Annotated in this window: 19 protein-coding genes; 9 read left to right on the plus strand and 10 right to left on the minus strand. The window is 63.9% G+C overall.

From position 1 onward, the window contains the following. The 8 genes from MQW23_RS06420 to MQW23_RS06455 form a co-directional block, all read right to left on the minus strand. On the minus strand, positions 1 to 1,005 hold the full coding sequence (locus MQW23_RS06420; RefSeq protein WP_252107023.1) for a FecCD family ABC transporter permease: 1,005 nt from the start codon (positions 1,003 to 1,005) through the stop codon (positions 1 to 3). Further along, positions 999 to 2,081, minus strand: a complete 1,083-nt coding sequence (locus MQW23_RS06425) for an ABC transporter substrate-binding protein (RefSeq protein WP_252107024.1) — start codon at positions 2,079 to 2,081, stop codon at positions 999 to 1,001. The genes MQW23_RS06420 and MQW23_RS06425 overlap by 7 nt, the downstream gene beginning before the upstream one ends. 19 nt (positions 2,082 to 2,100) lie before the next feature. Continuing rightward, complete coding sequence (locus tag MQW23_RS06430) at positions 2,101 to 2,439, minus strand: AzlD domain-containing protein (RefSeq protein WP_252107025.1); 339 nt, start codon at positions 2,437 to 2,439, stop codon at positions 2,101 to 2,103. Continuing rightward, on the minus strand, positions 2,436 to 3,170 hold the full coding sequence (locus tag MQW23_RS06435) for an AzlC family ABC transporter permease (RefSeq protein ID WP_252107026.1): 735 nt from the start codon (positions 3,168 to 3,170) through the stop codon (positions 2,436 to 2,438). The genes MQW23_RS06430 and MQW23_RS06435 overlap by 4 nt, the downstream gene beginning before the upstream one ends. A gap of 134 nt (positions 3,171 to 3,304) precedes the next feature. Then, positions 3,305 to 3,817, minus strand: a complete 513-nt coding sequence (locus tag MQW23_RS06440) for a helix-turn-helix domain-containing protein (protein ID WP_252107027.1) — start codon at positions 3,815 to 3,817, stop codon at positions 3,305 to 3,307. A 160-nt stretch (positions 3,818 to 3,977) separates the two neighbouring features. Then, positions 3,978 to 5,198, minus strand: coding sequence for a serine/threonine transporter SstT (gene sstT / locus MQW23_RS06445; protein ID WP_252107028.1), 1,221 nt, complete (start codon positions 5,196 to 5,198; stop codon positions 3,978 to 3,980). A gap of 203 nt (positions 5,199 to 5,401) precedes the next feature. Then, positions 5,402 to 5,719, minus strand: coding sequence for a hypothetical protein (locus MQW23_RS06450; RefSeq protein ID WP_252107029.1), 318 nt, complete (start codon positions 5,717 to 5,719; stop codon positions 5,402 to 5,404). A gap of 181 nt (positions 5,720 to 5,900) precedes the next feature. Continuing rightward, positions 5,901 to 6,080: a hypothetical protein gene (locus tag MQW23_RS06455; RefSeq protein WP_252107030.1), complete on the minus strand. Its 180-nt coding sequence runs from the start codon at positions 6,078 to 6,080 to the stop codon at positions 5,901 to 5,903. A 453-nt stretch (positions 6,081 to 6,533) separates the two neighbouring features. Here MQW23_RS06455 and MQW23_RS06460 point away from each other — a divergent pair, with 453 nt between their 5' ends. The 7 genes from MQW23_RS06460 (at position 6,534) to MQW23_RS06490 (ending at position 15,576) form a co-directional block, all read left to right on the plus strand. After that, positions 6,534 to 8,207 carry an SLC13 family permease gene (locus MQW23_RS06460; RefSeq protein WP_252107031.1) on the plus strand — a complete coding sequence of 558 codons (1,674 nt, stop codon included), beginning with the start codon at positions 6,534 to 6,536 and terminating at the stop codon, positions 8,205 to 8,207. 173 nt (positions 8,208 to 8,380) lie between these two features. Continuing rightward, positions 8,381 to 9,205, plus strand: a complete 825-nt coding sequence (nadE, locus tag MQW23_RS06465) for an NAD(+) synthase (RefSeq protein WP_252107034.1) — start codon at positions 8,381 to 8,383, stop codon at positions 9,203 to 9,205. 80 nt (positions 9,206 to 9,285) lie between these two features. Beyond that, positions 9,286 to 10,437 (plus strand): exonuclease SbcCD subunit D, encoded by a 1,152-nt coding sequence (locus MQW23_RS06470; protein WP_252107035.1) that lies wholly within the window; start codon positions 9,286 to 9,288, stop codon positions 10,435 to 10,437. Next, entirely contained in the window at positions 10,434 to 13,499 is a 3,066-nt protein-coding gene (locus tag MQW23_RS06475) for an AAA family ATPase (protein ID WP_252107037.1), read from the plus strand. The genes MQW23_RS06470 and MQW23_RS06475 overlap by 4 nt, the downstream gene beginning before the upstream one ends. A gap of 31 nt (positions 13,500 to 13,530) precedes the next feature. Continuing rightward, on the plus strand, positions 13,531 to 14,253 hold the full coding sequence (locus tag MQW23_RS06480; RefSeq protein ID WP_252107039.1) for a tellurite resistance TerB family protein: 723 nt from the start codon (positions 13,531 to 13,533) through the stop codon (positions 14,251 to 14,253). 100 nt (positions 14,254 to 14,353) lie between these two features. Then, positions 14,354 to 15,094, plus strand: a complete 741-nt coding sequence (locus MQW23_RS06485; RefSeq protein WP_252107040.1) for a tellurite resistance TerB family protein — start codon at positions 14,354 to 14,356, stop codon at positions 15,092 to 15,094. Then, entirely contained in the window at positions 15,094 to 15,576 is a 483-nt protein-coding gene (locus MQW23_RS06490) for a phosphatidylglycerophosphatase A family protein (protein ID WP_252107041.1), read from the plus strand. Before MQW23_RS06485 ends, MQW23_RS06490 begins: the two co-directional genes overlap by 1 nt. A gap of 84 nt (positions 15,577 to 15,660) precedes the next feature. Here the strand turns inward: MQW23_RS06490 and MQW23_RS06495 are convergent, their stop codons facing one another. Together MQW23_RS06495 and MQW23_RS06500 are read right to left on the minus strand one after the other, a co-directional pair. Then, complete coding sequence (locus MQW23_RS06495; protein WP_252107042.1) at positions 15,661 to 17,043, minus strand: NAD-dependent succinate-semialdehyde dehydrogenase; 1,383 nt, start codon at positions 17,041 to 17,043, stop codon at positions 15,661 to 15,663. Between the two features lie 264 nt (positions 17,044 to 17,307). Then, positions 17,308 to 18,207 carry a LysR family transcriptional regulator gene (locus MQW23_RS06500; protein ID WP_252107043.1) on the minus strand — a complete coding sequence of 300 codons (900 nt, stop codon included), beginning with the start codon at positions 18,205 to 18,207 and terminating at the stop codon, positions 17,308 to 17,310. 171 nt (positions 18,208 to 18,378) lie between these two features. On the opposite strand from MQW23_RS06500, the gene MQW23_RS06505 reads away from it, so the two are divergent. Both MQW23_RS06505 and MQW23_RS06510 read left to right on the plus strand, forming a co-directional pair. After that, positions 18,379 to 19,887 (plus strand): CoA-acylating methylmalonate-semialdehyde dehydrogenase, encoded by a 1,509-nt coding sequence (locus tag MQW23_RS06505; protein ID WP_252107044.1) that lies wholly within the window; start codon positions 18,379 to 18,381, stop codon positions 19,885 to 19,887. A 12-nt stretch (positions 19,888 to 19,899) separates the two neighbouring features. Then, a complete protein-coding gene (locus MQW23_RS06510) occupies positions 19,900 to 21,585 on the plus strand; it encodes a GMC family oxidoreductase (RefSeq protein WP_252107045.1) in 1,686 nt (561 codons plus the stop codon). The last annotated feature ends 79 nt before the right edge of the window (positions 21,586 to 21,664 follow it).

Raw genomic sequence — 21,664 nt, forward strand, 5'->3', positions numbered from 1 at the left:
TCATTGGGCGGCCAGCCTGCGCCTTGCCAGGTAAATGAAGAAGGGGGTGCCGAGCAGCGCGGTCATCACGCCCACGGGTACTTCCTGGGGCGGCATCACGAAGCGCGCGGCGACGTCCGCCAGCAGCAGCAGCGCCCCACCAAGCAGCGCGCAGGCGGGTAGCAGCCAGCGGTGGTCGACTCCGAAGAGCCCGCGCGCCATGTGCGGCACGATCAAGCCCACGAAACCGATCATCCCCGCCAGCGCCACGGAGCTTCCCGCCAGCACGATGACCGCCGCGCCCAGCAGCAGCTTGGTGGTCGTCGCCGACATGCCAAGGCCTGTGACCAGGTCGTCGCCCAGCAGCAGTGCGTTGGCGCGCCCGGCGAGCAGCGCGCTGAGTATGAGGCCGCCCAGAAACAGCGGTAGCAGCGGCGCCACCAGGTGTAGATCGCGCCCGGACACCGAGCCCGCCAGCCAGTAAAGCACGCTCTCGAAACTCTGCTGATCGATCACCAGAAGCCCCTGGCTGAACGACACGAACAGCGCCGTGACCGCGACGCCGGCCAGCACCACGCGAAGCGGGGAGAACTCCCCCTGGCGGCCGCGGGCCAGCGCCACCACCAGGCCGGCCGCTAACAGGGCGCCTAAAAGCGCCGCCCAGACGATCTGCCCCGGCGTGCTCAGCGGCGCAAGCGACACCGCCACCACCACGAAGAACATGGCGCCGGCGTTGATGCCCAGAATCCCGGGAGAGGCGAGCGGGTTGCGGGTCACGGTCTGCATCAAAGCCCCCGCTACGGCAAGGCTCGCGCCGACCAGCGCGGCCACGCAGGCTCGCGGGATGCGCTCGGTGAGCAGGATGATCTGATCTACCCGGCCCGGGTCGTAGTGGAAAAGTGCCTGGGGCAGGGCGCTCAAGGCGATTGGCGTGGTGCCCAGCATCACGCTTGCCAGAAACGCCGCCAGCAGCGCAAGCGCGCCTACAAGCAGCCCGAGCGCCCGGCTCGATGTATGGCTCAGCATGGGGCGTTCTCCCTACCGGCCGCGCAGGCGCTTTCGCCAAACGCGGCAGGGCGAAGCTGGTAATGGCGGTAAAGGTCGTCGAGCATGGCGTTGGCGGCCAGAATGCCGCCGCCCATCATCCAGCTGACCGGCTCGACCTCGAATACCCGGTCGCGCTCGACCGCCGTCAGCCGCTGCCAAAGCGGATGCGCCGACCAGCGGCGGTAGTTGTCGGCGATGGCCGGGTCATCCGGCTCGAGCAGCACGAACATCACGTCGGCGTCCAGCACCGGAATGTTCTCCGGGCTTGTCAGCTTCATCCCCCAGCTTTGGGCGGTCAGCGTCTTGGGCTGTGCAAAGCCCAGCTCACTAAGAATCGAGCCGGCGAAGCCGCTGGTGTAGATACGCAGGTGATCGCTCTTGAAGCGCACCACCGCCACCTTTTGCGGCCACTCGCTGCCGAAGTGCTCCATGATCTGGCGGCGAAAGTCGGCGACTCGCGCACCCCAGCGCGCAAGCAGCGCCTCGGCGCGCGCCTCGCGCCCGGTGGCCTCGGCCATTTGGCTCAGCGTGATCTTGAAATCGAACACCGTGGGCATGGAAAGCGTCGGCGCGATGGCGCGCAGAAGCGGGGCGACCCGGGCGTGGCGAAAGTCGCTGGCAACGATCAGCTCGGGGGAAAGCCAGGCGATCTTCTCGAGATTGGGCTGGGTTTCGAGGCCCACGTGCTCCACCCCGGCCAGATCGTCTCGCAGGTAGCGATACATCGGCCGCTCGAGCCATGAATCCACCACGCCGATGGGCGTGAGTCCCAGCGCCACGGCGTTGTCCGTCGCCCCCTGAAAAAGCGTGACGATGCGCGGGGTCTCGCGTGAGGAGGCGTCGCGCACCAATGTATCGCGCACTGACGCATCGTGTGCCAAGGTGTCGGCCGAAAGCGCCATAACGCCCGGGGCTGCCAGCAGGGCGCCAAGCCCCGTGCAAACGGTGAGAAGCCGACGGCGTGTAAGGCCGTCGTCGCGAAGGCGCGGTGTGATCGCCACGAAGGGTACCCAATCAAAAGAGGCGATGTTGTCACGCGCTAGAGGAGAATGCAAAGCGTTATCAGGCGTTATGCTAAGCGATGAGCGAAGCGCTCAACACCGTAATGCCAAACACCGCGACCCCCGCCGCCACCGGCCAGCCAAGCGAGCGGGTGCGCCGCCAAACCAGCACCGTAGCGAAAAGCCCCAGCGCGGTGGCAAGCCAGGACGTGGCGTTGGGGTTGACTGGCACGATCGACACGCCCAGCACGGCGGCGATCATCAGGGGGCCGAGAATGGCCAGCCACTCCGGCAGCGGCGTGGGGCCATCGCTTTGATCGAGCCGGCGCTGCATCCAGAGAAACGGCGCCACGCGAATCAACAGCGTGCCGAGTGCCGACAGCGCCACGGCGATCCAGAGCTCGATACTCATGCGCGCCTCCTGGCGGAAAACCGCACCGCGTAAAAGCACAGCGCCCCGCACGCCGCCCCCAGCGGAATCGCGACGTTGCTGGCGCCGATCAGCGTCAGCGCAAGCGACGCGATAATCGTGGCGAGCAGCGCCAGCGACCAGCGCAGGTCGACAAAACGCGGCGCGGTCATGGCAAGAAACAGCGCCGGCAGGGCGAAGGGCATGATTTCGCCCAGCAGCGGCCAGTACGCGGTCACCGCCTCGCCGGCCACCGCGCCCACCACGGTGCCTACCACCCAAACCGCCCAGGCCATCAGCGCGCAGCCTAAAAACCAGCCGAACCGCCGCGCGGGGTCGAGCGCCGGGAGTCTCGTCAGCGCCAAGGCGAAGACCTGATCGGTCAGCCCGTGCATCAGCCAGAGCCAGTGGCGGCTTCGGGGCAGCAGCGCGGCCAGGTTCGGGCCATACACCAGGTGGCGCGCGTTGATCAGCAGCGTCAACGCCACGACCAGCCAAAGCGGCGCGCCGGTGGCGATCATGCCCACAAACAGAAACTGCGAGGCGCCGGCGTAAATCAGAAGCGAAATCGCTGCCGCTTCGAACGTCGTAAAGCCCGCCTGGGTCGCCACCAGCCCGAACGACAGCGATACCGGTATGTAGCCGCCCAGCAGCGGAATGCCCTCGCGCGCGCCCTGAAGGGTGGCGTGCCAAATGGCGTGGGGGCGGGCACTGGATTCGGTGGACGCGCGCATGGGACCTCGATGCCTTTGAGCTGTTATTAGTGGTGCGTAATAAGCGGTAGCGGGTGGTGCGTGATAGTGATTGGTACGTGGTAGCGAGTGGTACGTGGTAGCGAGTGGTACGTGGTAGCGATTGACGCGAATGGTTAGTGGTAAGTAATGGTGACGAGCAGCGTGGCGCGCTCGTGTTGGGTGCGATAAAAATGCGGTCGGTCGGCGTTGAATCGAGCGCTGTCACCGGGGGCCAGCGTGCGCAGTGCGCCGTGTTCACCCGCCTCGATATGCCCGCTAATGACGAACAGCGTCTCGACGGTGTTTGGGGTGTGCCCTTCGGCCTGGCGCTCGGTATGGGGTGCGAACCCCATCCAATAAGCATCGACCTGGGGCGTGCCCTGACCCTGCTCGATCAGCGTGAGCTGTACGTCGTCGTCGCCCAGCACCTCGTCGACCGGCGCAATTAGGGCGCCGAAGGGCACTCCGAGCTGCACCGCCAGGCGCCAGATCGTGTCCAGCGTCGGGTTGCCGTTGCCTTGCTCGAGCCGGCTCAGGTTGGACTTGGCCATACCCGCCGCGCTTGCCAGCTGGCTCAGCGACAGCCCGCGCGCCAAGCGCAAACGCTGAAGGTGCGCGCCCAGCGTGCGTAGCGTCTCTTCTTTCATGGTGAACCGTTCGCGAATTTAGCGTCGTGCTATTTTTGCAGTGTTCTTTTTAGAGAACGCTTTATATAAGAAACGTTTTATAAAAAGAACGCCGGGTCGTCAACCCGGCGTGGCTAATAAAACGAAGAGAGGAGATAAATGGCAGGCGCGGAGTGATAAATCAGGCGGCTGGTTTTTTCGCGCGGCAGGCAGCGGCGGTAAAGAGCACGTCGGTCGAGGAGTTCAGCGCGGTCTCGGTGGCGTCCTGTACCACGCTGATCACGAAACCGATCGCCACGGCCTGCATTGCCACTTCCGTCGAGATGCCGAAAAGACTCGCCGCCATGGGAATCAGCATCAGCGAGCCGCCGGCCACGCCGGAAACCCCACAGGCGGCCAGCGCCGAGACCACGCACAGCAGCAGCGCGGTCGGAAAGTCGACGCCGATGCCAAGGGTATGGGTCATGGCCAGCGTGATCACGGTAATGGTGATCGCCGCACCGCACATGTTGATGGTCGCGCCCAGCGGTATCGAGATCGAGTAGGTGTCGGCGTCGAGATCCAGCCGGCGGCAAAGTTCCAGGTTCACCGGAATATTGGCCGCGGAGCTTCGGGTGAAAAAGGCGGTGATGGCGCTTTCTCGCAGGCAGGTCAACACCAGCGGGTAGGGGTTTCGCCGGGTCACAATGTAGACCAGCAGCGGATTGGTGATGAGCGCGACCACACCCATGCAGCCCACGATGATTCCCAAGAGCTGGGCGTACTTGAGCAGCGCCGAGACGCCGGACTCCGCGAGCGTTCCCGCCACCAGGCCGAAGATGCCCAGCGGCGCCAGACGAATCACCAGCGTAACGAGCTGGGTGACCGCCCCGGAGAGATCCGAAAGCGCCCGGCGCGTAGTGTCGCTTGCCTGACGCAGTGCAAGCCCCAGGCCCACCGCCCACACCAGAATGGCCACGAAGTTGGCCTCCATCAGCGCGCTGACCGGATTGGCGATCGCGTTGAGCAGCAGGTCGCGCAGCACGCCGATGATGTCGCCCGGCGGGTTGCCATCGGCACGAGGCGCATCGAGCGCAAGCTCGGTGGGCATCAAAAAGCTCGCGCTCACCGCAATCAATGCCGCGATCAGCGTGCCGATGACGTAAAGCGCCAGCACCGAGCGTATCTGGGTGGGTCGGCCCTTTTGGTGAGCCGCGATTGCCGCCATCACGAGCACGAACACCAGAATCGGCGCGACCGCCTGCAGCGCGCTGATGAATAGCTGGCCAAGTAGTGCCACGCGGGTCGCCACCGCCGGCGAAAGTAGCGCCAGCGCAACGCCGGCGGCGATACCGATGAGAATTTGAGAAATCAGGCCCAGCCGTAATAAAGGCCGAAGCGCCGCTTGGGCAGTCGCAATCATTGCAAAGCTCTTGGTCAGTCAGGACAAGGCGCCGACGCGCTGCGCGACGCTCGCGAAAGGCGGGCATTCTAGCAGCGAAGGGGCAGGGCAGGGGCATTACGAGAAAAAAACGACGCAGGCGTCTTTAAAGAGCGAACACAAAAAAACGGCTTGCTTTCATCCGGAAAGCAAGCCGTTTTTATCAGTGCTCGGCCGTTACAATGTTATGCCACGGCGGCTTCAGTCTCAACGCTGGTTTGGTGGGCAGCTACCGGGCTAGCAATTTGGGCCTTGGCGGTCGCGCTCATGGCATCGACCATGGAGTAACCCTTGTTGATAAGCTCGACCACGTCAGGAGACGAGCCCCACTTCATCAGCATCTCGTCTAGATAAAGTTCTGCGGAAGAGAAATGACCGCAATGGCTCAACATTTTGGCAATGGTAAAGTCCGTATGCGGGGTATCAAACATTTCGCTGCGGATTTCCTTGATCGCCATTTGCAGGCCGGCTTCCGAAATGTTTTCCAGTTGTAATCTGTGCATGCCACCACTCCTTGTGAATGCTGATACTTGGTAAAGTATTTATTTATACGCGTCTTGTACCAACTCACAGTAATACACCTCACCAGCAGAAGCAATCACCAATTGTGGCCCTGTCGAAAAAATCCGCGCGTATAAAAAACCCCGCTCACGGTGGCGGGGTTTTCGCTGTACAAATGGGGTCTTAAAGCGGTACTACGAAGGCAAGCGTTGCCAGGCTTCCGGCGAGAAAAGAGGCGGCGGTCAGCCATAAAAACTCCGTGTTGCTCTCTTTTTCTCTCCTAAGTTTCTGTTCGCTTAGATATTTTTCCAGATGCTCTGGGCTTCCTGGCTGAGCCCCATTGAAAAGATGTTGGCGTATCATCTTAACTCCTTGAGCGTAAACTATTTGAGTAAATCCCCTCGTACGTGTTTTACGACCAGCCCGATGCTTGTACAGACATTCTCTGGGTCTTGGCGAAAGTATAGACCATGCACCGGGTCCAGCGTTCATGAAAGTTGTACAAAAAGTTAACCTGAAGGTCATCAAAACGGCATGTGAGAAACGTTCGCTCGCTAACCGGCTAATATCAAAGGCGATGGTCCTGAGCCAGCCCGCGCGTCGATTTTTGTTAAGCAGTCACGCATATAAAAGGAGCAGGCAGTGTATTCAACTAAAGTTGTTAGACTTTGGTATTAATCGAGGCTAATTCGCTGGACTAATTGCCGCTTGCAGGGAATAAAGGGCGCTCTAAAATCGGCGACGCTGTTTTAGCCATCTCAAGGCGCTGTCGCGAAGCGTCTTTACTGCTCACTCAATACCAAGCGGTACTGCCTCATGTTCAAAACGGCCACCCTATCGGTCTGGGACCAGCTTTGGCACTATCATTATCAGGCCAAAAACCTTCTTCTCTGCGCGCTGCCGACCTCCGGTGCCCCCGGCGCGTCCGGGGCGCAGGGCAGTTCAGGCACGCCGACACCCCCCGATGAAAACCCCAATCCCTCGCCGCGCCCGCCGGCCTACAACCGTGCGCAGTCCATTGGACTCGTGCTAGGGCCTTTGATGTTCGCGCTGACGGTGCTGTTTTTTGAGCCGGCGGACTTGAGCTTCGAAGGCCGCATGGTACTGGCGACTACGCTGTGGGTTGCCATCTGGTGGATCACCGAGGCCATTCCGATTCCGGCGACCTCGCTTTTACCGATCATACTGCTGCCCATTACCGGGGCGCTCGAGGGCAGCGCGGTCACCGCCGCCTACGGTAATCCCATCGTCTTTCTGTTTTTGGGCGGCTTTTTGATCGCGCTGGCGATGGAGAAGTGGGATCTGCACAAGCGTATCGCGCTGACCATCATTTCCATACTCGGCACCAGCATCAACAGCATCGTTTTCGGCTTCATGGCCGCCACGGGCTTTCTTTCGATGTGGGTGTCCAACACCGCCTCGGTGATGATGATGCTGCCGATCGCCACCGCGATCGTCTATCAGGTCACCCAAGAGCTTGCCAAGAGCGACGGCGATCACAGCGGTGAGATCGACAAATTCAGCAAAGCGCTGATTTTCGGCGTCGGCTACGGCGGTACCATCGGCGGACTGGGCACGCTGATCGGCACGCCCCCCAACATCATTCTGGCCGCCGTGGTCAGCGAGCTGTTCGGCTATGAAATCTCGTTTGCCAGCTGGCTGATGTTCGCTTTCCCGGTCGTGGTCGTGCTGCTGTTCATCGGCTGGATCATGCTCACGCGCTTTATCTACCCGATGAACCTGGGCCATCTGCCCGGCGGCAAGGAGCTGATCAATAAGGAGATGAAGGCGCTCGGGCGCACCAGCTTCGAGGAGAAAGCGGTGCTGGCCGTGTTCTTGCTGGCGGCGTTTTTCTGGATCACCCGCTCGTTTTTGTGGCAGGGCCAGATCATCAATATCCCCGGTATCAACGACACCATGATCGCGATCACCGCGGCGGTGGCGCTTTTCTTGATTCCCTCGCGCACCAAGGGCGGCTGCCTGCTGGATTGGGAGATCGCCCGTGACGTGCCCTGGGGCATTTTGCTGCTCTTCGGTGGCGGCCTGGCGATCGCCGCCGGCTTCAACTCGTCGGGTTTGGCTGCCTGGATGGGCGATCAGATGAGCGTGCTGGAAGGCGTCAACTTCCTGATGGTGATTCTGCTCTCCGCCGCCATGGTGCTTTACCTTACCGAGATCACCTCCAACACCGCGACCGCGACCATGATTCTGCCGGTACTGGCCTCCTTGGCGCTGGCGCTGAACGTGCATCCGTTCGTGCTGATGGTGCCGGCGGCCATGGCGGCCAACTGCGCCTTCATGCTGCCGGTCGGCACGCCGCCCAACGCGATCATCTTCGCCACCGGCAAGATCACCATCGCCGAAATGGTGCGCAACGGCTTCTGGCTCAACATCATCGCGCTGATTTTGATCGTGGCCGCGACCTACTTCCTGCTCCCGGCACTTTGGAGCGTGGATCTGACGGTGTATCCGGACGCGTTTCGCAACTAAGTCGCAAGCGTTTAGCACTCAAGCCCCATGCCCCCGCCCGATGCGGGGGCTTTTCGTTGGGCGGACCAAAACGTGGCGAAAGGCGCCGGGCCCGTTGGCAGATGAGCGCCGCCTCGCTACGCTGGATGAAACGCTCAAGGCAGTGAGCTTTAAATCTTGAAAAGGAGAACCGCATGGACTCGCAAAGCGATCAGCAGACCCGTATCCGCCAGGCCCTCGGCGTCAAGGCGTCGATCGATGTGAACGAGGAGATCGAGCGGCGCGTGGCGTTTCTTTACCAGCGCCTCAAGGAGGCTGGCCTGCGCACGCTGGTGCTCGGCATCAGCGGCGGCGTCGATTCCACCGTGACCGGGCGGCTTTGCCAGCTCGCGGTAGAGAGAGCCCGCGCCGAGGGCCTCGAGGCCGAGTTCTACGCCATGCGCCTGCCCTACGCCGTGCAGGCCGATGAAAACGACGCCCAGCAGGCGCTCGACTTCATTCGCGCCGATCATCTGCTCACGGTGAACGTCAAGCCCGCCAGCGACGCCGCGCTCCAAGCGCTCGAGGAGGGCGGTCTCGTGTTTCGCGACGAGCACCAGCGCGATTTCGTGCTGGGCAATATCAAGGCGCGCCAGCGCATGGTGGCGCAGTACGCGGTGGCCGGCGCCCACGCGGGGCTGGTGGTCGGCACCGACCACGCCGCCGAGGCGCTGATGGGCTTTTTCACTAAATTCGGCGACGGCGCCTGCGACGTGGTGCCCCTGGCCGGGCTTACCAAGGACCAGGTGCGCCGCCTCGGCGCCGAGCTTGGCGCACCAGAAGCGCTGGTGAAAAAGCCGCCCACTGCGGATCTCGAAACCCTGGAGCCGCAGCTCGCCGACGAAGACGCCCTGGGCGTGACCTACGCCGAGATCGACGCCTTTTTGACTGGCGAGCAGATCGACGGCGCAGCGCGCAAGACCATCGTGCAGACGTTCGAGCGCACCCAGCACAAGCGCGACCTGCCCATCGCGCCCTAGGCGTTCACTACCGCCGTCGAGCAAGTGCCCAGGCGTGGAGGTCGATGATAAGATGCGGGCACTTTCATTAGGGCGATGCCATGCGACTACTGCACACCGCGGACTGGCACTTGGGGCGGCTTTTCCACAACGTATCGCTGCTCGATGACCAGCGCTTCGTACTCGACCAGCTCATCGAGATCGTCGATCGTGACGGCGTCGATGCGGTGCTGGTCGCTGGCGACATCTTCGATCGCGCCATTCCCCCCGCCGGTGCCGTGACGCTGCTCGACGACGTACTTTATGAGCTTTGCGACCGGCGGGGCTTGCCGGTAGTGATGATCTCCGGCAACCACGACAGCGCCGAGCGGCTGCGCTTCGGCGCCCGCCACCTCAAAAAGGCCGGGCTTTATATCCTCTCAGAGCTCGACCGAATCGACACGCCGGTCACTCTCGAGGCAAGCGGCGTGACGGTCGATGTCTTCGGCATTCCCTACGCCGACCCGGAGCACGTGCGTAGCGTCTTCAAGTGCGAGGCGCGCGACTTCGACAGTGCCCACCGCTTTTTACTCGAGCGTATCGAGGCCGCCCGCCAAAAGAGCCGCCCGACGTTTCTGATGAGCCACTGCTTCGTCGACGGCGCCGCGGCCTCGGACTCCGAGCGCCCGCTCAATCTCGGCGGGGCGGAAAGCGTGGCCTGGGAGCCGATGCAGGGCTTTAACTATGTGGCCCTTGGCCACCTGCACGGCCCGCAGTACCGCGGCAGCGAGCACATCCGCTACAGCGGCTCGCTACTGAAATACAGCTTTTCAGAGGCGCGCCAGCGAAAGGGCGTGATGCTGGTAGATATCGACGCCGACGGCAAGCTTTCTTTCGAGTGGCGCACGCTCACCCCCAGGCGCGAGGTGCGCGTGCTCGAAGGCGAGCTTGAACACCTGCTGGCCCAAGCACAAAACGAGGCTGTCGAGCGCCGCGAGGACTACCTGCTGGTGCGCCTGACAGACCGCCACGCCATTCTCGACCCGATGAGTAAGCTGCGGGCGCTCTACCCGAATGTGCTCCATCTGGAGAAGCCGGGCATGCTCGAGGCGCGTGGCGCCCAGCAGCTCGACCGCGAAAAGCTCCACTTCAGCGCGCTGGACATGTTCAGCGACTTCTTCGAGCAGACCAGCGGCGAAGCGCTCGACGACGACCAGAAAACGGTCGTGCGAGCGCTGATTTCAGAGCTCAACAAGGCGGAGGGCGGCCCGTGACCCCACTCGTTCTCACCATGCAGGCCTTCGGCCCCTTTGCCGGGGTCGAGCGCCTCGACTTCACCGCCCTGGGCCGCCACCCGCTCTTTCTGATCAACGGCCCCACCGGCGCCGGCAAGAGCTCGATTCTCGACGCCATCTGCTTTGCGCTTTACGGCCAGACCACCGGCGAGGAGCGCACCGGCACGGAGATGCGCTGCGACAGCGCAATCCCAACCCTTCTCACCGAGGTGACGCTGGATTTTCGCCTGCAGGAGCGCATTTACCGCCTGCGCCGCGTGCCCCAGCAGGAGCGCCCCAAGGCGCGCGGCGAAGGCACCACCACGCAAAACGCCGAAGCCCAGCTCTGGCAGCTCAACGAGGCGCTCGAGGAGCAGACGTGCCTGGTGGCCAAAAACGTGGGGGAGGCTAACGCCCAGGTCCAAACGCTGCTGGGTTTGGACGTCAAACAGTTTCGCCAAGTGATGGTGCTGCCCCAAGGCAAGTTCCGTGAGCTGCTGGTCGCGCCGTCCAGCGAGCGCGAAAAGATCTTCGCCCGGCTGTTTCAAACGCAGATCTTCAAGCGTATCGAGGACGAGCTGCTGGAGCGCGCGAAGGGGATCGTCGCTCGGGTCAAAAGCCACCGCGAGCACATTAGCGGCCTGCTGGCCGGCGGCGAGCTCGAAAGCGAGGCCGCCCTCGATGAGGAGCTTACCGCGCTTTCGCCCCGGGTCGAGGAGGCCACCGCCGGGTTTGAGGCCGCCAAGCGCGAGCGCCGCCAGGCGGAGCAGCGCCGCGACGCAGGTAAAGAGATCGAGCGCCAGCGCCAGGCGCGGGATGCGCTGATGCGTGAAAAGAGTGCGCATCTGGAAAGCAGTGATGCCATCGAAGGCGAGCGCCAGCGCCTGGCGCAAAACGAGCGCGCCCAAGCGCTTCGCGCACCGTTCGAGGCCGAGGCCCAGGCGCAAAAAGCGCTGGAAGCGGCGCGCGAGGAGCAGCGCCAGGCCCAAGTGGGGCTCGATGATCAGCGTGGGCGCACGGCGAAAGCGCAAGCGGCGCTGGCCGAGGCGGCAACGCGTTTAGAGCAGCTTAGTGAGCGCACCGAGCGCCGCCGGGCGCTCGGCGAGTACCTCGAAAAGGGCCAGGCGCTGGAGGAGCTCGCCGCGCGGGCCCGCCAGGCGGACCAGGCGCACCAGCAGGCGGAGTCCATCTTCCAGCAGCAGACGCAGCGTCTGGAGGAGATTCGCTGCCAGGGCGAGGCGGCCAGCCAGCGTCTCGAGGCGCTTCAGGCGGAGTACCAGTGCCTGGCCGGGGCGCCGGCGGAGCTCAATCGCCATCGGGAGCTTCTCAAGGCGCGCCGCGAGCTCGAGGCGCTGGCCGACAGGGAGCGCCAGACCCAAACCGGCGAGCAGCGCGCGGCGCAAACCCTCGAGCAATGCCAGGCGCAGACCCGCGGCGCCGAGCGCGCCGCCACCGAGTGCGAGATGCGCTGGCACCAGGGCCAGGCGGCGCTTTTGGCGCAAACGCTCCAGGCGGATGCCCCTTGCCCGGTGTGCGGAAGCGTTGATCACCCGGCGCCCGCGACGCCTTCCGGTGATATCGTCACTAAAGAGCAGGTAGAGCAGGCCAGAGCCCAGACGGCCAGCGCCCGCCAGGCGCAGCAGGACGCCGAGCGCGCGCTGGAGACGGCGCGCTTCGATGCCCGCCAACACGCCGAGCAGCGAAGCCGCCTGAGCCAGGCGCTTGGCGAGTGGGCCGGTGCGCCGCTATTGGAGCTCGAGCGCGCTGTCTCGACGCTTGAGGCCAGCGCGACGCGGCGCGAAAGCGTCGAGCGCGAGATCGACGCGCTGTCGACTCAGCGCGAGACGCTGCGCCGCGACTGGAGCGCCCAGGATCAAAAGTTGAAAGCGTCTCACAATGAGCGGGACGTGGCGAAAGAGCAGGTGCTGCGCCTTGTGAGCCAGCGCGACCAGCTCAGCGAGGCGCTGCCCGCGGATGCCCGCGACCCGCAGGCGCTTCGAGCCGGCATCCAGGCGCTTGCCGATGAAATCAGCGAGATCGAAACGGCCCACGCCGGCGCCCGAAAGGCCCACGACGAAAACGTGGCCCTGCAGGCCCGCGCCGAGGAGCGCGCAAGCGGCGCCGAAACGCGCCTCAAACAGGCCGAGCAGGCGCTGGAAAGCGCCCGCGCCGAGTGGCAAAAGGCGCTGGCGGCGAGCGCCTTCGAGGACACTTGCGCGTTCGATGCCGCCCGGCTCGAAGAGCCTGAGCGCCAGGCGGCGGCCCAGCGCGTCGAGGCCTACCAGCGGCGCCTGGACGAGCTCATTGGAGCCATCGCCAGCGCCGACGCCAGGCTCAAGGATCAGCCCGAGCCGGATATGGCCGCACTCGAGTCAGAGGTCGAGGCGAGCTTGGCCCGCGAGCAGGCGGTTTTCGAGGCGTGGCGCGGGCTGAGCGAGCGCCAGAACGCCTTGAACGGCGTGCGTGAGAAGCTCAAGGTTGCCCATGAGGCCCAGCAGGCGCTCGAGGCGGAGTACTGGCTTTGGGGCACGCTTAGCGACGTGGCCAACGGGCGCACCGGTCATCGCATCAGTTTGCAGCGCTTCGTGCTCGGCGTGCTGCTCGACGACGTACTTATTCAGGCCTCCGAGCGGCTCACCCGTATGAGCCGCGGGCGCTATCAGCTCGTGCGCCGGGAAGACCCCTCGAAAGGCAACAGCGCCTCAGGGCTCGAGCTCGACGTGGCGGACACCTACACCGGCAAGCAGCGCCCGGTGGCGACCCTGTCTGGCGGCGAGTCCTTCATGGCGGCACTGGCGCTGGCGCTGGGGCTATCGGACGTGGTCCAGGCCTACGCCGGCGGCATCAAGCTCGATACGCTGTTCATCGACGAGGGGTTTGGCAGCCTCGATCAGGACGCGCTGGATCAGGCGATCGAGGTGCTCTGCGAGCTGCAGTCCAGCGGGCGCATGATCGGCATTATTTCTCACGTCAGTGAACTCAAGGAGCAGATGCCGGTTCGTATCGAAGTAGCCGCGCACCGCCTGGGCAGTACGACCTCGATCAAGGGCGCGGTCCATTGAACGTTGACGTCTCGACGACAAGGAGCAATCAATGAACGCGAGCAGCATTTTACAGCAGCTGATGAAACAGGCGGGCGGCAAGAGCCAAAGCGGCGGGGTAGACGTCAAGGGCGTACTCGACGGCCTCTCGCGCCAGTTCGGCGGCGGCGAAGGCGCCAAAAGCAGCGGCAGCGGTAGCGGGCTGGATGTCAAAAGCCTGCTCGGCGGCGGCGCCATGGGCATGCTGGTGGGCTCCAAGCGCGGGCGCAAGCTTGGCGGCAAGGCGCTCAAGTACGGCGCGATCGCCGGCGTCGGCATGCTCGCCTGGAAGGCGTGGCAAAGCCACCAGGCCAAGGGCAGCCACGGCGACGCAGCCGGTCGCGAGGAGGGCGAGCGGGTCGACGTGCTCGAAGGTGAAGTTCAGGAGCGGCGCAGCCTCGAGCTTTTGCAGGCGATGATCATGGCTGCCCGTGCCGATGGCCATATCGACGCCGACGAGCGCGCCCTGATTGGCGAGCAGATCGATAGCCTCGGCGCCGACGACGAGCTGCACGCCTGGGTCGAGCAGCAGCTCAACGCCCCGCTCGACGCCAAAGCGCTCGCCTCCCAGGCGGATTCGCCCCAGGCGGCGCGGGAGATGTACCTGATCAGCCTGGCGGTGAGTGACGAGCAGAACCCGATGGAAAAAGCCTGGCTCGACCAGCTTGCGCTGGAACTCAACCTGGATCAGCAGATGGTCGCCGAGCTCGAGCGCCAGGCGGCTCAGGCCGGATAATGGTCGTCGACGGCGTTGGGTAGAGGTGAAAGGGAGCGAAAACGTCTAACCTGCTGGTAGGGTGGCGGGTTGCCACTCCACTGAATCAAGGAGTCCACGGATGAACGCAAGCAGTATTTTCAAGCAGTTGATGGAGCAAGGCAGCGGCGAGCTGGGCCTCAAGGGCGTGCTGGACGAGCCGACGCCGGGTCCGCGCGGCCCGCGCCCAAACCGCACTCAGTCGCCCCGGCCGCGCGCAGGCTTCGATACCCGAAGCGCGCTGGGCGGCGGCGCCATGGCGCTGCTGATGGGCTCAAGGCCTGGCCGCAAGCTGACCGGCAAGGCGCTCAAGTATGGAATCGTGGCAAGTATCGGTATGTATGCCTGGAACGCGTGGCAAAGCTCGGAATTACGTAACGGACCGAGCACCGGTGCCGATGATGAATGGGACCGTGACCAGGCCCGCACCGCCGGCGGCGAGCACATCGATTCGCTCAGCGGCGAGCACCAGGAGCAGCGCAGCCGCACACTGCTGCAGGCGATGATCCTGACCGCGCGCGCCACCGGCCAAAGCGATGAGCAGACGCGCACCCGGGTCACCCAAAAAATGAGTGATCTGGGCGCCGACGACGAGCTCTACACCTGGGTAGAAAAGCAGCTAAGCGCGCCGCTGGATGCCAGCGCGCTTGCCGAGCAGGCGGATTCCCCCGAGGCGGCCCGGGAAATCATGCTGGTCAGCTTGGCGGTGGCTGGCGAGCGCCACGAGATGGAAAACGCCTGGATCGATCAGCTCGCCGATGCCTTGGGGCTCGATCGCGAAACGCTGATCCGGCTCAAGCGTAAAGCCGCCCAGGCGAGCTGATGCTCGAAGCGCTCAACATTGCGCTGGCCACGGGGCTGGGGGTGGGATTTGCGCCGCTCGCCCCGGGCACCGTGGGCACGCTTTGGGGCGTGGCGCTGGCTTGGTGGCTGCTGGGCTTTCGCATTAGCCATCAGATGGCGATTAACGCGCTGCTGCTGGGCTTGGGCGTACTCGTTTGCCACTTCGCCTCCGGCTACTACGGCGGGCTCGACTACGGCAGTATCGTGTTCGACGAAATCGTCGCCTTTCCGCTGGCGGTGATTGGTCTCAAGGCGGCGCGAACGCTCTGGGTAATGGCCGCCGCGTTCATCGTGTACCGGCTACTCGATGCGATCAAGCCGCCGCCCATCCATCTGGCCGAGTTCGCACCCGGCGGGCTCGGCGTAGTGCTGGACGACGTCATCGCCGCACTTTTGACGTGGCTTTTGTTGGCCGCGCTACTGTTGGTTTACCGCCGGACCTACGCCCCGCGCGCTATTTGACGCGCGCATAAAAAACGCCGCAAGCAGCGCTTGCGGCGTCAATCAGTAACGCTAGTAAAGGCCTTTCAGGCCGACACCGTCCCCTTACTCCTGAACGATGATGACCGCCTTGGCATTGACGAACTCGTGCATGCCGAAGCCGCCGTGTTCGCGGCCGTAGCCGGAGTCCTTCACGCCGCCAAAGGGCATTTCCGGGGTTGCCACACCGAAGCCGTTGATGAACACCATGCCGGTATCGAAGTATTTGCTTGCAAGCTCGGTGGCGCGCTTCACGTCCTTCGAGATGATGCCGCCGCCCAAGCCGTAGCGGCTGTCGTTGGCGATGCGCATGGCGTCTTCGTCGTCTTTTGCGCGAATCAGCGCGGCGACCGGGCCGAACAGCTCGTCATCGTAAGCTGGCTGGCCTGGGGTGACGTTATCCAGCACCGTGACCGGGTAGAACGCGCCGGGACCAGACGGCTTCTCGCCTCCGCAGAGGATTTTGGCGCCGTTTTGCACGCTTTTCTCGACCTGGTCGTGCAGGCCATCGCGCAGATCTACGCGAGCCATCGGGCCAACGTCGGTGCCGCTCTCTTTCGGGTCGCCGACCTTGAGCGCCTTCATCTTCTCGACGAAACGCTCCTTGAAGGCTTCATAGTTCTTCTCGGTCACCACGAAGCGCTTTGCCGCCACGCAGGTCTGGCCGCCGTTGAACACGCGCCCGGTGACGCAAGTATCCACCGCCAGATCCAGGTCGGCGTCGTCGAGCACCAGGTAGGCGTCGTTGGAGCCGAGCTCCAGCACGGTCTTTTTCAGGTTCTCGGCGGCCTTGGCAGCCACCTTGCGCCCGGCGGTGTCGCTGCCGGTCAGGGTCACACCGCGCACGTGCTTGTGCTCGATGATCTTGTCCGATACGTCGTGGGAGATGACCAGCGTGCGGAAGACGTTTTCCGGCAGGCCCGCATCACGGTAGAGCTTCTCGAGGAACAGGCCGCTGCCGGTGACGTTTTCGGCGTGCTTCAACAGCACCCCGTTACCCGCCATCAGGTTGGCGATCGAGTAGCGCACCGCTTGGTAGGCGGGGAAGTTCCAGGGCTGGATGCCGTAGATCACGCCCATCGGCGAGTAGGTCACGATGCCGCGCTCGCCGTTGCCGGGCTTGCGCTGCTCGTCGGCGAGCTTGTCCGGGCCGTGCTCGGCGGTGTAGTCGCAGATGCCGACGCACAGGTCGATCTCCTGGCGCGCCTCTTCCGGCGGCTTGCCCATTTCATCGACCATGAGCGTGGCGAAAGCTTCCTTGTTATCGGCAAGCGCCTTGCCGATCGCCTTGATGACCTTTGCCCGCTCGTCCAGTGACTTGAGCCGCCACTGTAGAAAAGCCTCGTGGGTCTGCTCGACGACCTTGAGCGCCTGGCTCTCGTCCATCAGCGTGTAGCTTTCGAGGTTTTTGCCGGTGGCCGGATTGACCGTCGTGATGCTGTTGCTCATAAGACCTCCTGTCTTTTAATCAACGCTTTGAGTGCGGGCAAAGCCCGCGTCCAGTCCTTGGGTGAATCACCCATTAGCCGACTGGTCTATTTGGTTCGCTCTTAACCCTAGTAGACAAACGCCGCGCTAGCCAAACATGAATGTCTAAAGGCCTTGATTAGGCCTGACCAAAGGCTCGGCCTATTCAGCGTAGCTCGTTTTGATCACTCGACTGCAAGGATGGTTCCGAAGGATTCACGCCGGGTTGCCAGCGGCAATGCCGGCTCAAATTCGGTGGAGCCAAACGCTATCCAAAGTGTCGAGCGCCGCGCGAATCGGCGGCTCGGCTTCGCGGTCCTGTCGCCAGACCAGGCTAAGCGCGCAGGGTAGGCGCACATCGTCAACCACCGCGAGGCCGTTTTGCTGGCGCTCGGCCATGGCCTGGGCGTCGCGGGCCAGGCTCAAGCCCACGCCGGCACGCACCAGATCCAGCATGCACGCCTCCTGGTCGACCTGGGCCACACGATTGGGCGTGGCGCCGCACTCGGCCAGGGCGTGGCTCAAAAGACGGTGGTGGGCGGAGTCGGTGGGCGTGACGATCCAGGGTAGCCGCGCCAGCGCTTCCCAGCGGGTATCCAAAAGCCGATTCTCCCAGCCCGGCGGGGCCACCACGTGGTAGTGAAAGTGGGTCAGCTCGCGAAATCCGAGTGTATCGACGCCGGGACCCTCACCGGGCGGGGCGAGGATGAAGCCGACGTCGAGTTCGCCCCGCTCGATTTGGGTGATGACACTGCCGCTCATGCCGTGGGCGAGCTCGGTTTCAAGCTGCGGGGCGCGGGCCATCAGCCGGCTCAAAAAGTGGCCCAGGCGGATGAACTCCGGGTCGACGATGGTGCCGACCCGCAGTTTGCCGCGCAGGGTTTGTTGCAGGGCGCTGGCGCTCTGCTCGAAGGCCTGAGCGCTGGCCAGCGCCTGACGCGCGGCGGGCAACAGTGCAAAGCCATCGTGGGTCAGCGTCAGGCCTTGTGGGCGGCGGATAAAGAGGGTTAGGCCCAAGTGCGCCTGAAGCTGCTTCAACTTTAGGCTGACGGCGGGCTGAGTCAGGTGCAACTGGGCGGCGGCTTTCGAGACGCTGCCGCTTTGCGCCACTGCTACGAACGCCCGCAGGGCGGCGTACTCCTGCATGAAAGCTCCTCGGCCCGTTTTGTTATCAGAAAAGCTTATATCGCGCTTAAGAATTACTCAATTGATCCTGGCCCGGCGCGCGGTAAGCTCGAATGAACCAGGGGTTTAGGCCGTATCGCTAATTTAGCGCACGGCAAACCGTTTCAGCGATCACCGAACAAAAGGCAGCTTATGTCCACCGCGATTCAGCACTACATCAACGGCCAGCGCGTTGACGGCGACGCCGCCGAGCATCAGGGCGTCACCAACCCGGCCACCGGCCAAACCACCGGCCAGGTGGCGCTGGCAAACCAGACTGACGTGAACCGCGCCGTCGAGGCCGCGAGCCAGGCGTTTCCCTCTTGGGCGGATACGCCGCCGATTCGCCGCGCCCGGGTGCTGTTCAAGTTCCTGGCGCTTTTGAATGCACACAAGGACGAGCTCGCCGAGGCGATTACTAAAGAACACGGCAAGGTCTTAACTGACGCCCAGGGCGAGGTGGCCCGCGGCATCGATATCGTCGAGTTTGCCTGCGGCGTGCCGCAGCTACTCAAGGGCGATTACACCGATCAGGTGAGCACCGGTATCGACAACTGGACGCTGCGCCAGCCGCTTGGCGTGGTGGCGGGCATCACACCGTTCAACTTTCCCGCCATGGTGCCCATGTGGATGTTTCCGGTGGCGCTGGCCACCGGCAACACCTTCATCCTGAAGCCGAGCCCGCTGGACCCGAGCGCCTCGCTTCTGATCGCCGACCTTCTAAAACAGGCGGGCCTGCCCGACGGCGTGTTCAACGTGGTGCAGGGCGGCAAGGAGGCGGTCGAGGCGCTGATCGACCACCCGGACGTTCAGGCGCTGTCGTTCGTGGGTTCCACCCCGATCGCTAACGCGATCTATCAGCGCGCCGCCGGCCACGGCAAGCGGGTGCAGGCGCTGGGCGGGGCGAAGAACCACATGGTGGTGATGCCCGACGCGCACCTGGACAAGGCGGTGGACGCGCTGGTCGGCGCGGCGTTTGGCTCCGCCGGCGAGCGCTGCATGGCGATCAGCGTGGCGGTGCTGGTCGATGACATTGCCGATGAGGTAGTAGCAAAACTTGCCGCGCGCGCCCGCACGCTCAAGGTCAAGGACGGGATGCAAGAGGACGCCGAAATGGGGCCGATCGTCACCAGAGACGCCCACGCGCGCATCACCGGCTATATCGAGAAGGGTGCGGCAGAAGGCGCGACGCTGGTGGTCGACGGGCGCGAATTCGATTCGAGCCAGGCAGGCGAAGGCAACGGCGAAGGCTTCTGGATGGGCGGCACGCTCTTTGACCACGTCACGCCAGAGATGACCATCTATAAAGAGGAGATCTTCGGCCCGGTGCTCGCCTGCGTACGCGTGCCGGATATCAAAAGCGCGATCGACTTGATCAACGCCCACGAGTTTGGCAACGGCGTGAGCCTTTTCACCGAGAGCGGCAGTGCGGCGCGGGAGTTTGGCCGGCGCATTCAGGTCGGCATGGTGGGCATCAACGTGCCGATTCCGGTACCCATGGCCTGGCACGGCTTCGGCGGCTGGAAGCGCTCGCTGTTCGGCGACACCCACGCCTACGGCGAAGAGGGCGTGCGCTTTTACACCAAACAGAAATCGATCATGCAGCGCTGGTCCGACTCCATCGACGACGGCGCCGACTTCATGATGCCCACGGCTAAATAGTCAGGAGGTTTTATGGCAGCGCGCAATAACAACGCCAATCAAGGCGCCGGCGACACCTTCGATTATATCGTGATCGGTGCCGGCACCGCGGGCTGTTTGATGGCCAACCGCCTGAGCGCCGACCCGGGCAACCGGGTGCTGCTCATCGAGGCGGGTGGGCGCGACAACTACCACTGGATTCACGTGCCGGTGGGGTATCTTTACTGTATCAACAACCCGCGCACCGACTGGCTCTACAAGACCGAGCCAGACCAGGGCTTGAACGGCCGCTCGCTGATCTACCCGCGCGGCAAGACGCTGGGCGGCTGTTCGAGCATCAACGGCATGATCTACATGCGCGGCCAGGCCCGCGACTATGACCATTGGGCGGAAGTGGTCGACGACCCGGCTTGGAACTGGCAAAGCTGCCTTACGGACTTCATGCGTCATGAAAGCCACTACCGGATGGACGACGGCGGCGACGCCGACGAGACGCACCGGCGCTTTCACGGTCAAGGGGGCGAGTGGCGGGTGGAGAAGCAGCGGCTCAAGTGGCCGGTGCTCGACGACTTCGCCCGCGCCGCCGTCGAGGCGGGCATCCCGCGCACCGACGACTTCAATCGCGGCGATAACGAAGGCGTGGCCTACTTCGACGTCAACCAGCGCGCGGGCTGGCGCTGGAACACGTCCAAGGCGTTTCTGCGCCCGGCGCTCAAGCGGTCGAACCTTACGCTCTGGCACACAAGCCAGGTCAACGGGCTCTGCTTCGAGCAAGGAGAGGGCGAGCCGCGCTGTACTGGCGTCGAGCTCGAGCGCCGCGGACACCTCGAGCGGGTGAGTGCGTCAAAAGAAGTGGTGCTCTGCGCCGGCGCCGTCGGCTCGCCGGCACTGCTGCAGCGCTCCGGTATCGGTGCGCGCGAGCATCTGGAAAAGCTCGGTATTCAGGTGGTGAAAGAGCTGCCCGGGGTAGGCGAGAATCTGCAGGATCACCTCCAGATCCGCTCGGTGTATCGTGTCAGCAACGCCAAAACGCTCAATGCCATCGCTTCGACGCTGTTGGGCAAGGCGGGCATCGGCTGGGAGTATGTGACCAGGCGCACCGGGCCGATGAGCATGGCGCCCTCGCAGCTGGGCGCGTTTACGCGAAGCTCCAGCGACTACGCCCACCCCAACATTCAGTACCACGTGCAGCCGCTGAGTCTCGAGGCCTTCGGCCAGCCGCTTCATCCTTACCCGGCGATCACCGCAAGCGTATGTAATCTGAACCCGACCAGTCGCGGCACGGTGCGCATTAAAAGCCGCGACCCGATCGATCCGCCTTCGATTCGCCCGAACTACCTGAGCACCGAGGAGGACCGACGGGTCGCCGCGGACTCGCTTCGCGTGACCCGGCGCATCGCCGCTCAGCCTGCATTTGCAAAGTACGAACCCGAAGAGGTCAAACCCGGCGCGCAGTACCAAAGCGACGAGGAGCTTTGGCGGCTGGCCGGCGATATCGGCACCACGATATTTCACCCGGTGGGCACCACGCGGATGGGAAAAGCGGAGGATCCGATGGCGGTGGTGGATGCTCGATTGAAGGTGCTGGGAGTGGCCGGGCTACGGGTGGCGGACGCCGGTATCATGCCCACCATCACCAGCGGAAACACCAATTCACCCACCCTAATGATCGCCGAAAAAGCCGCTAAGTGGATTTTGGATGAAGCGTCATCGCATTGACATTTTTTTATGACATGGTGTTGACGCATGTGCTGCAAAGGTGCATGCTTCAAAACAGTAGGTTAGCAAGTCGAACGTT

The sequence above is a fragment of the Halomonas sp. S3-1-1 genome, assembly GCF_023757625.1.
Taxonomy (GTDB): Bacteria; Pseudomonadota; Gammaproteobacteria; order Pseudomonadales; family Halomonadaceae; genus Vreelandella.

Coding starts and splice junctions, on each gene's coding strand:
- MQW23_RS06420 (WP_252107023.1), bottom strand. CDS start 1,005: ATGCTGAGCCATACATCGAGCCGGGCGCTCGGGCTGCTTGTAGGCGCG.
- MQW23_RS06430 (WP_252107025.1), bottom strand. CDS start 2,439: ATGAGTATCGAGCTCTGGATCGCCGTGGCGCTGTCGGCACTCGGCACG.
- MQW23_RS06435 (WP_252107026.1), bottom strand. CDS start 3,170: ATGCGCGCGTCCACCGAATCCAGTGCCCGCCCCCACGCCATTTGGCAC.
- MQW23_RS06440 (WP_252107027.1), bottom strand. CDS start 3,817: ATGAAAGAAGAGACGCTACGCACGCTGGGCGCGCACCTTCAGCGTTTG.
- sstT (WP_252107028.1), bottom strand. CDS start 5,198: ATGATTGCGACTGCCCAAGCGGCGCTTCGGCCTTTATTACGGCTGGGC.
- MQW23_RS06450 (WP_252107029.1), bottom strand. CDS start 5,719: ATGCACAGATTACAACTGGAAAACATTTCGGAAGCCGGCCTGCAAATG.
- MQW23_RS06455 (WP_252107030.1), bottom strand. CDS start 6,080: ATGATACGCCAACATCTTTTCAATGGGGCTCAGCCAGGAAGCCCAGAG.
- MQW23_RS06460 (WP_252107031.1), top strand. CDS start 6,534: ATGTTCAAAACGGCCACCCTATCGGTCTGGGACCAGCTTTGGCACTAT.
- nadE (WP_252107034.1), top strand. CDS start 8,381: ATGGACTCGCAAAGCGATCAGCAGACCCGTATCCGCCAGGCCCTCGGC.
- MQW23_RS06470 (WP_252107035.1), top strand. CDS start 9,286: ATGCGACTACTGCACACCGCGGACTGGCACTTGGGGCGGCTTTTCCAC.
- MQW23_RS06480 (WP_252107039.1), top strand. CDS start 13,531: ATGAACGCGAGCAGCATTTTACAGCAGCTGATGAAACAGGCGGGCGGC.
- MQW23_RS06485 (WP_252107040.1), top strand. CDS start 14,354: ATGAACGCAAGCAGTATTTTCAAGCAGTTGATGGAGCAAGGCAGCGGC.
- MQW23_RS06490 (WP_252107041.1), top strand. CDS start 15,094: ATGCTCGAAGCGCTCAACATTGCGCTGGCCACGGGGCTGGGGGTGGGA.
- MQW23_RS06495 (WP_252107042.1), bottom strand. CDS start 17,043: ATGAGCAACAGCATCACGACGGTCAATCCGGCCACCGGCAAAAACCTC.
- MQW23_RS06500 (WP_252107043.1), bottom strand. CDS start 18,207: ATGCAGGAGTACGCCGCCCTGCGGGCGTTCGTAGCAGTGGCGCAAAGC.
- MQW23_RS06505 (WP_252107044.1), top strand. CDS start 18,379: ATGTCCACCGCGATTCAGCACTACATCAACGGCCAGCGCGTTGACGGC.
- MQW23_RS06510 (WP_252107045.1), top strand. CDS start 19,900: ATGGCAGCGCGCAATAACAACGCCAATCAAGGCGCCGGCGACACCTTC.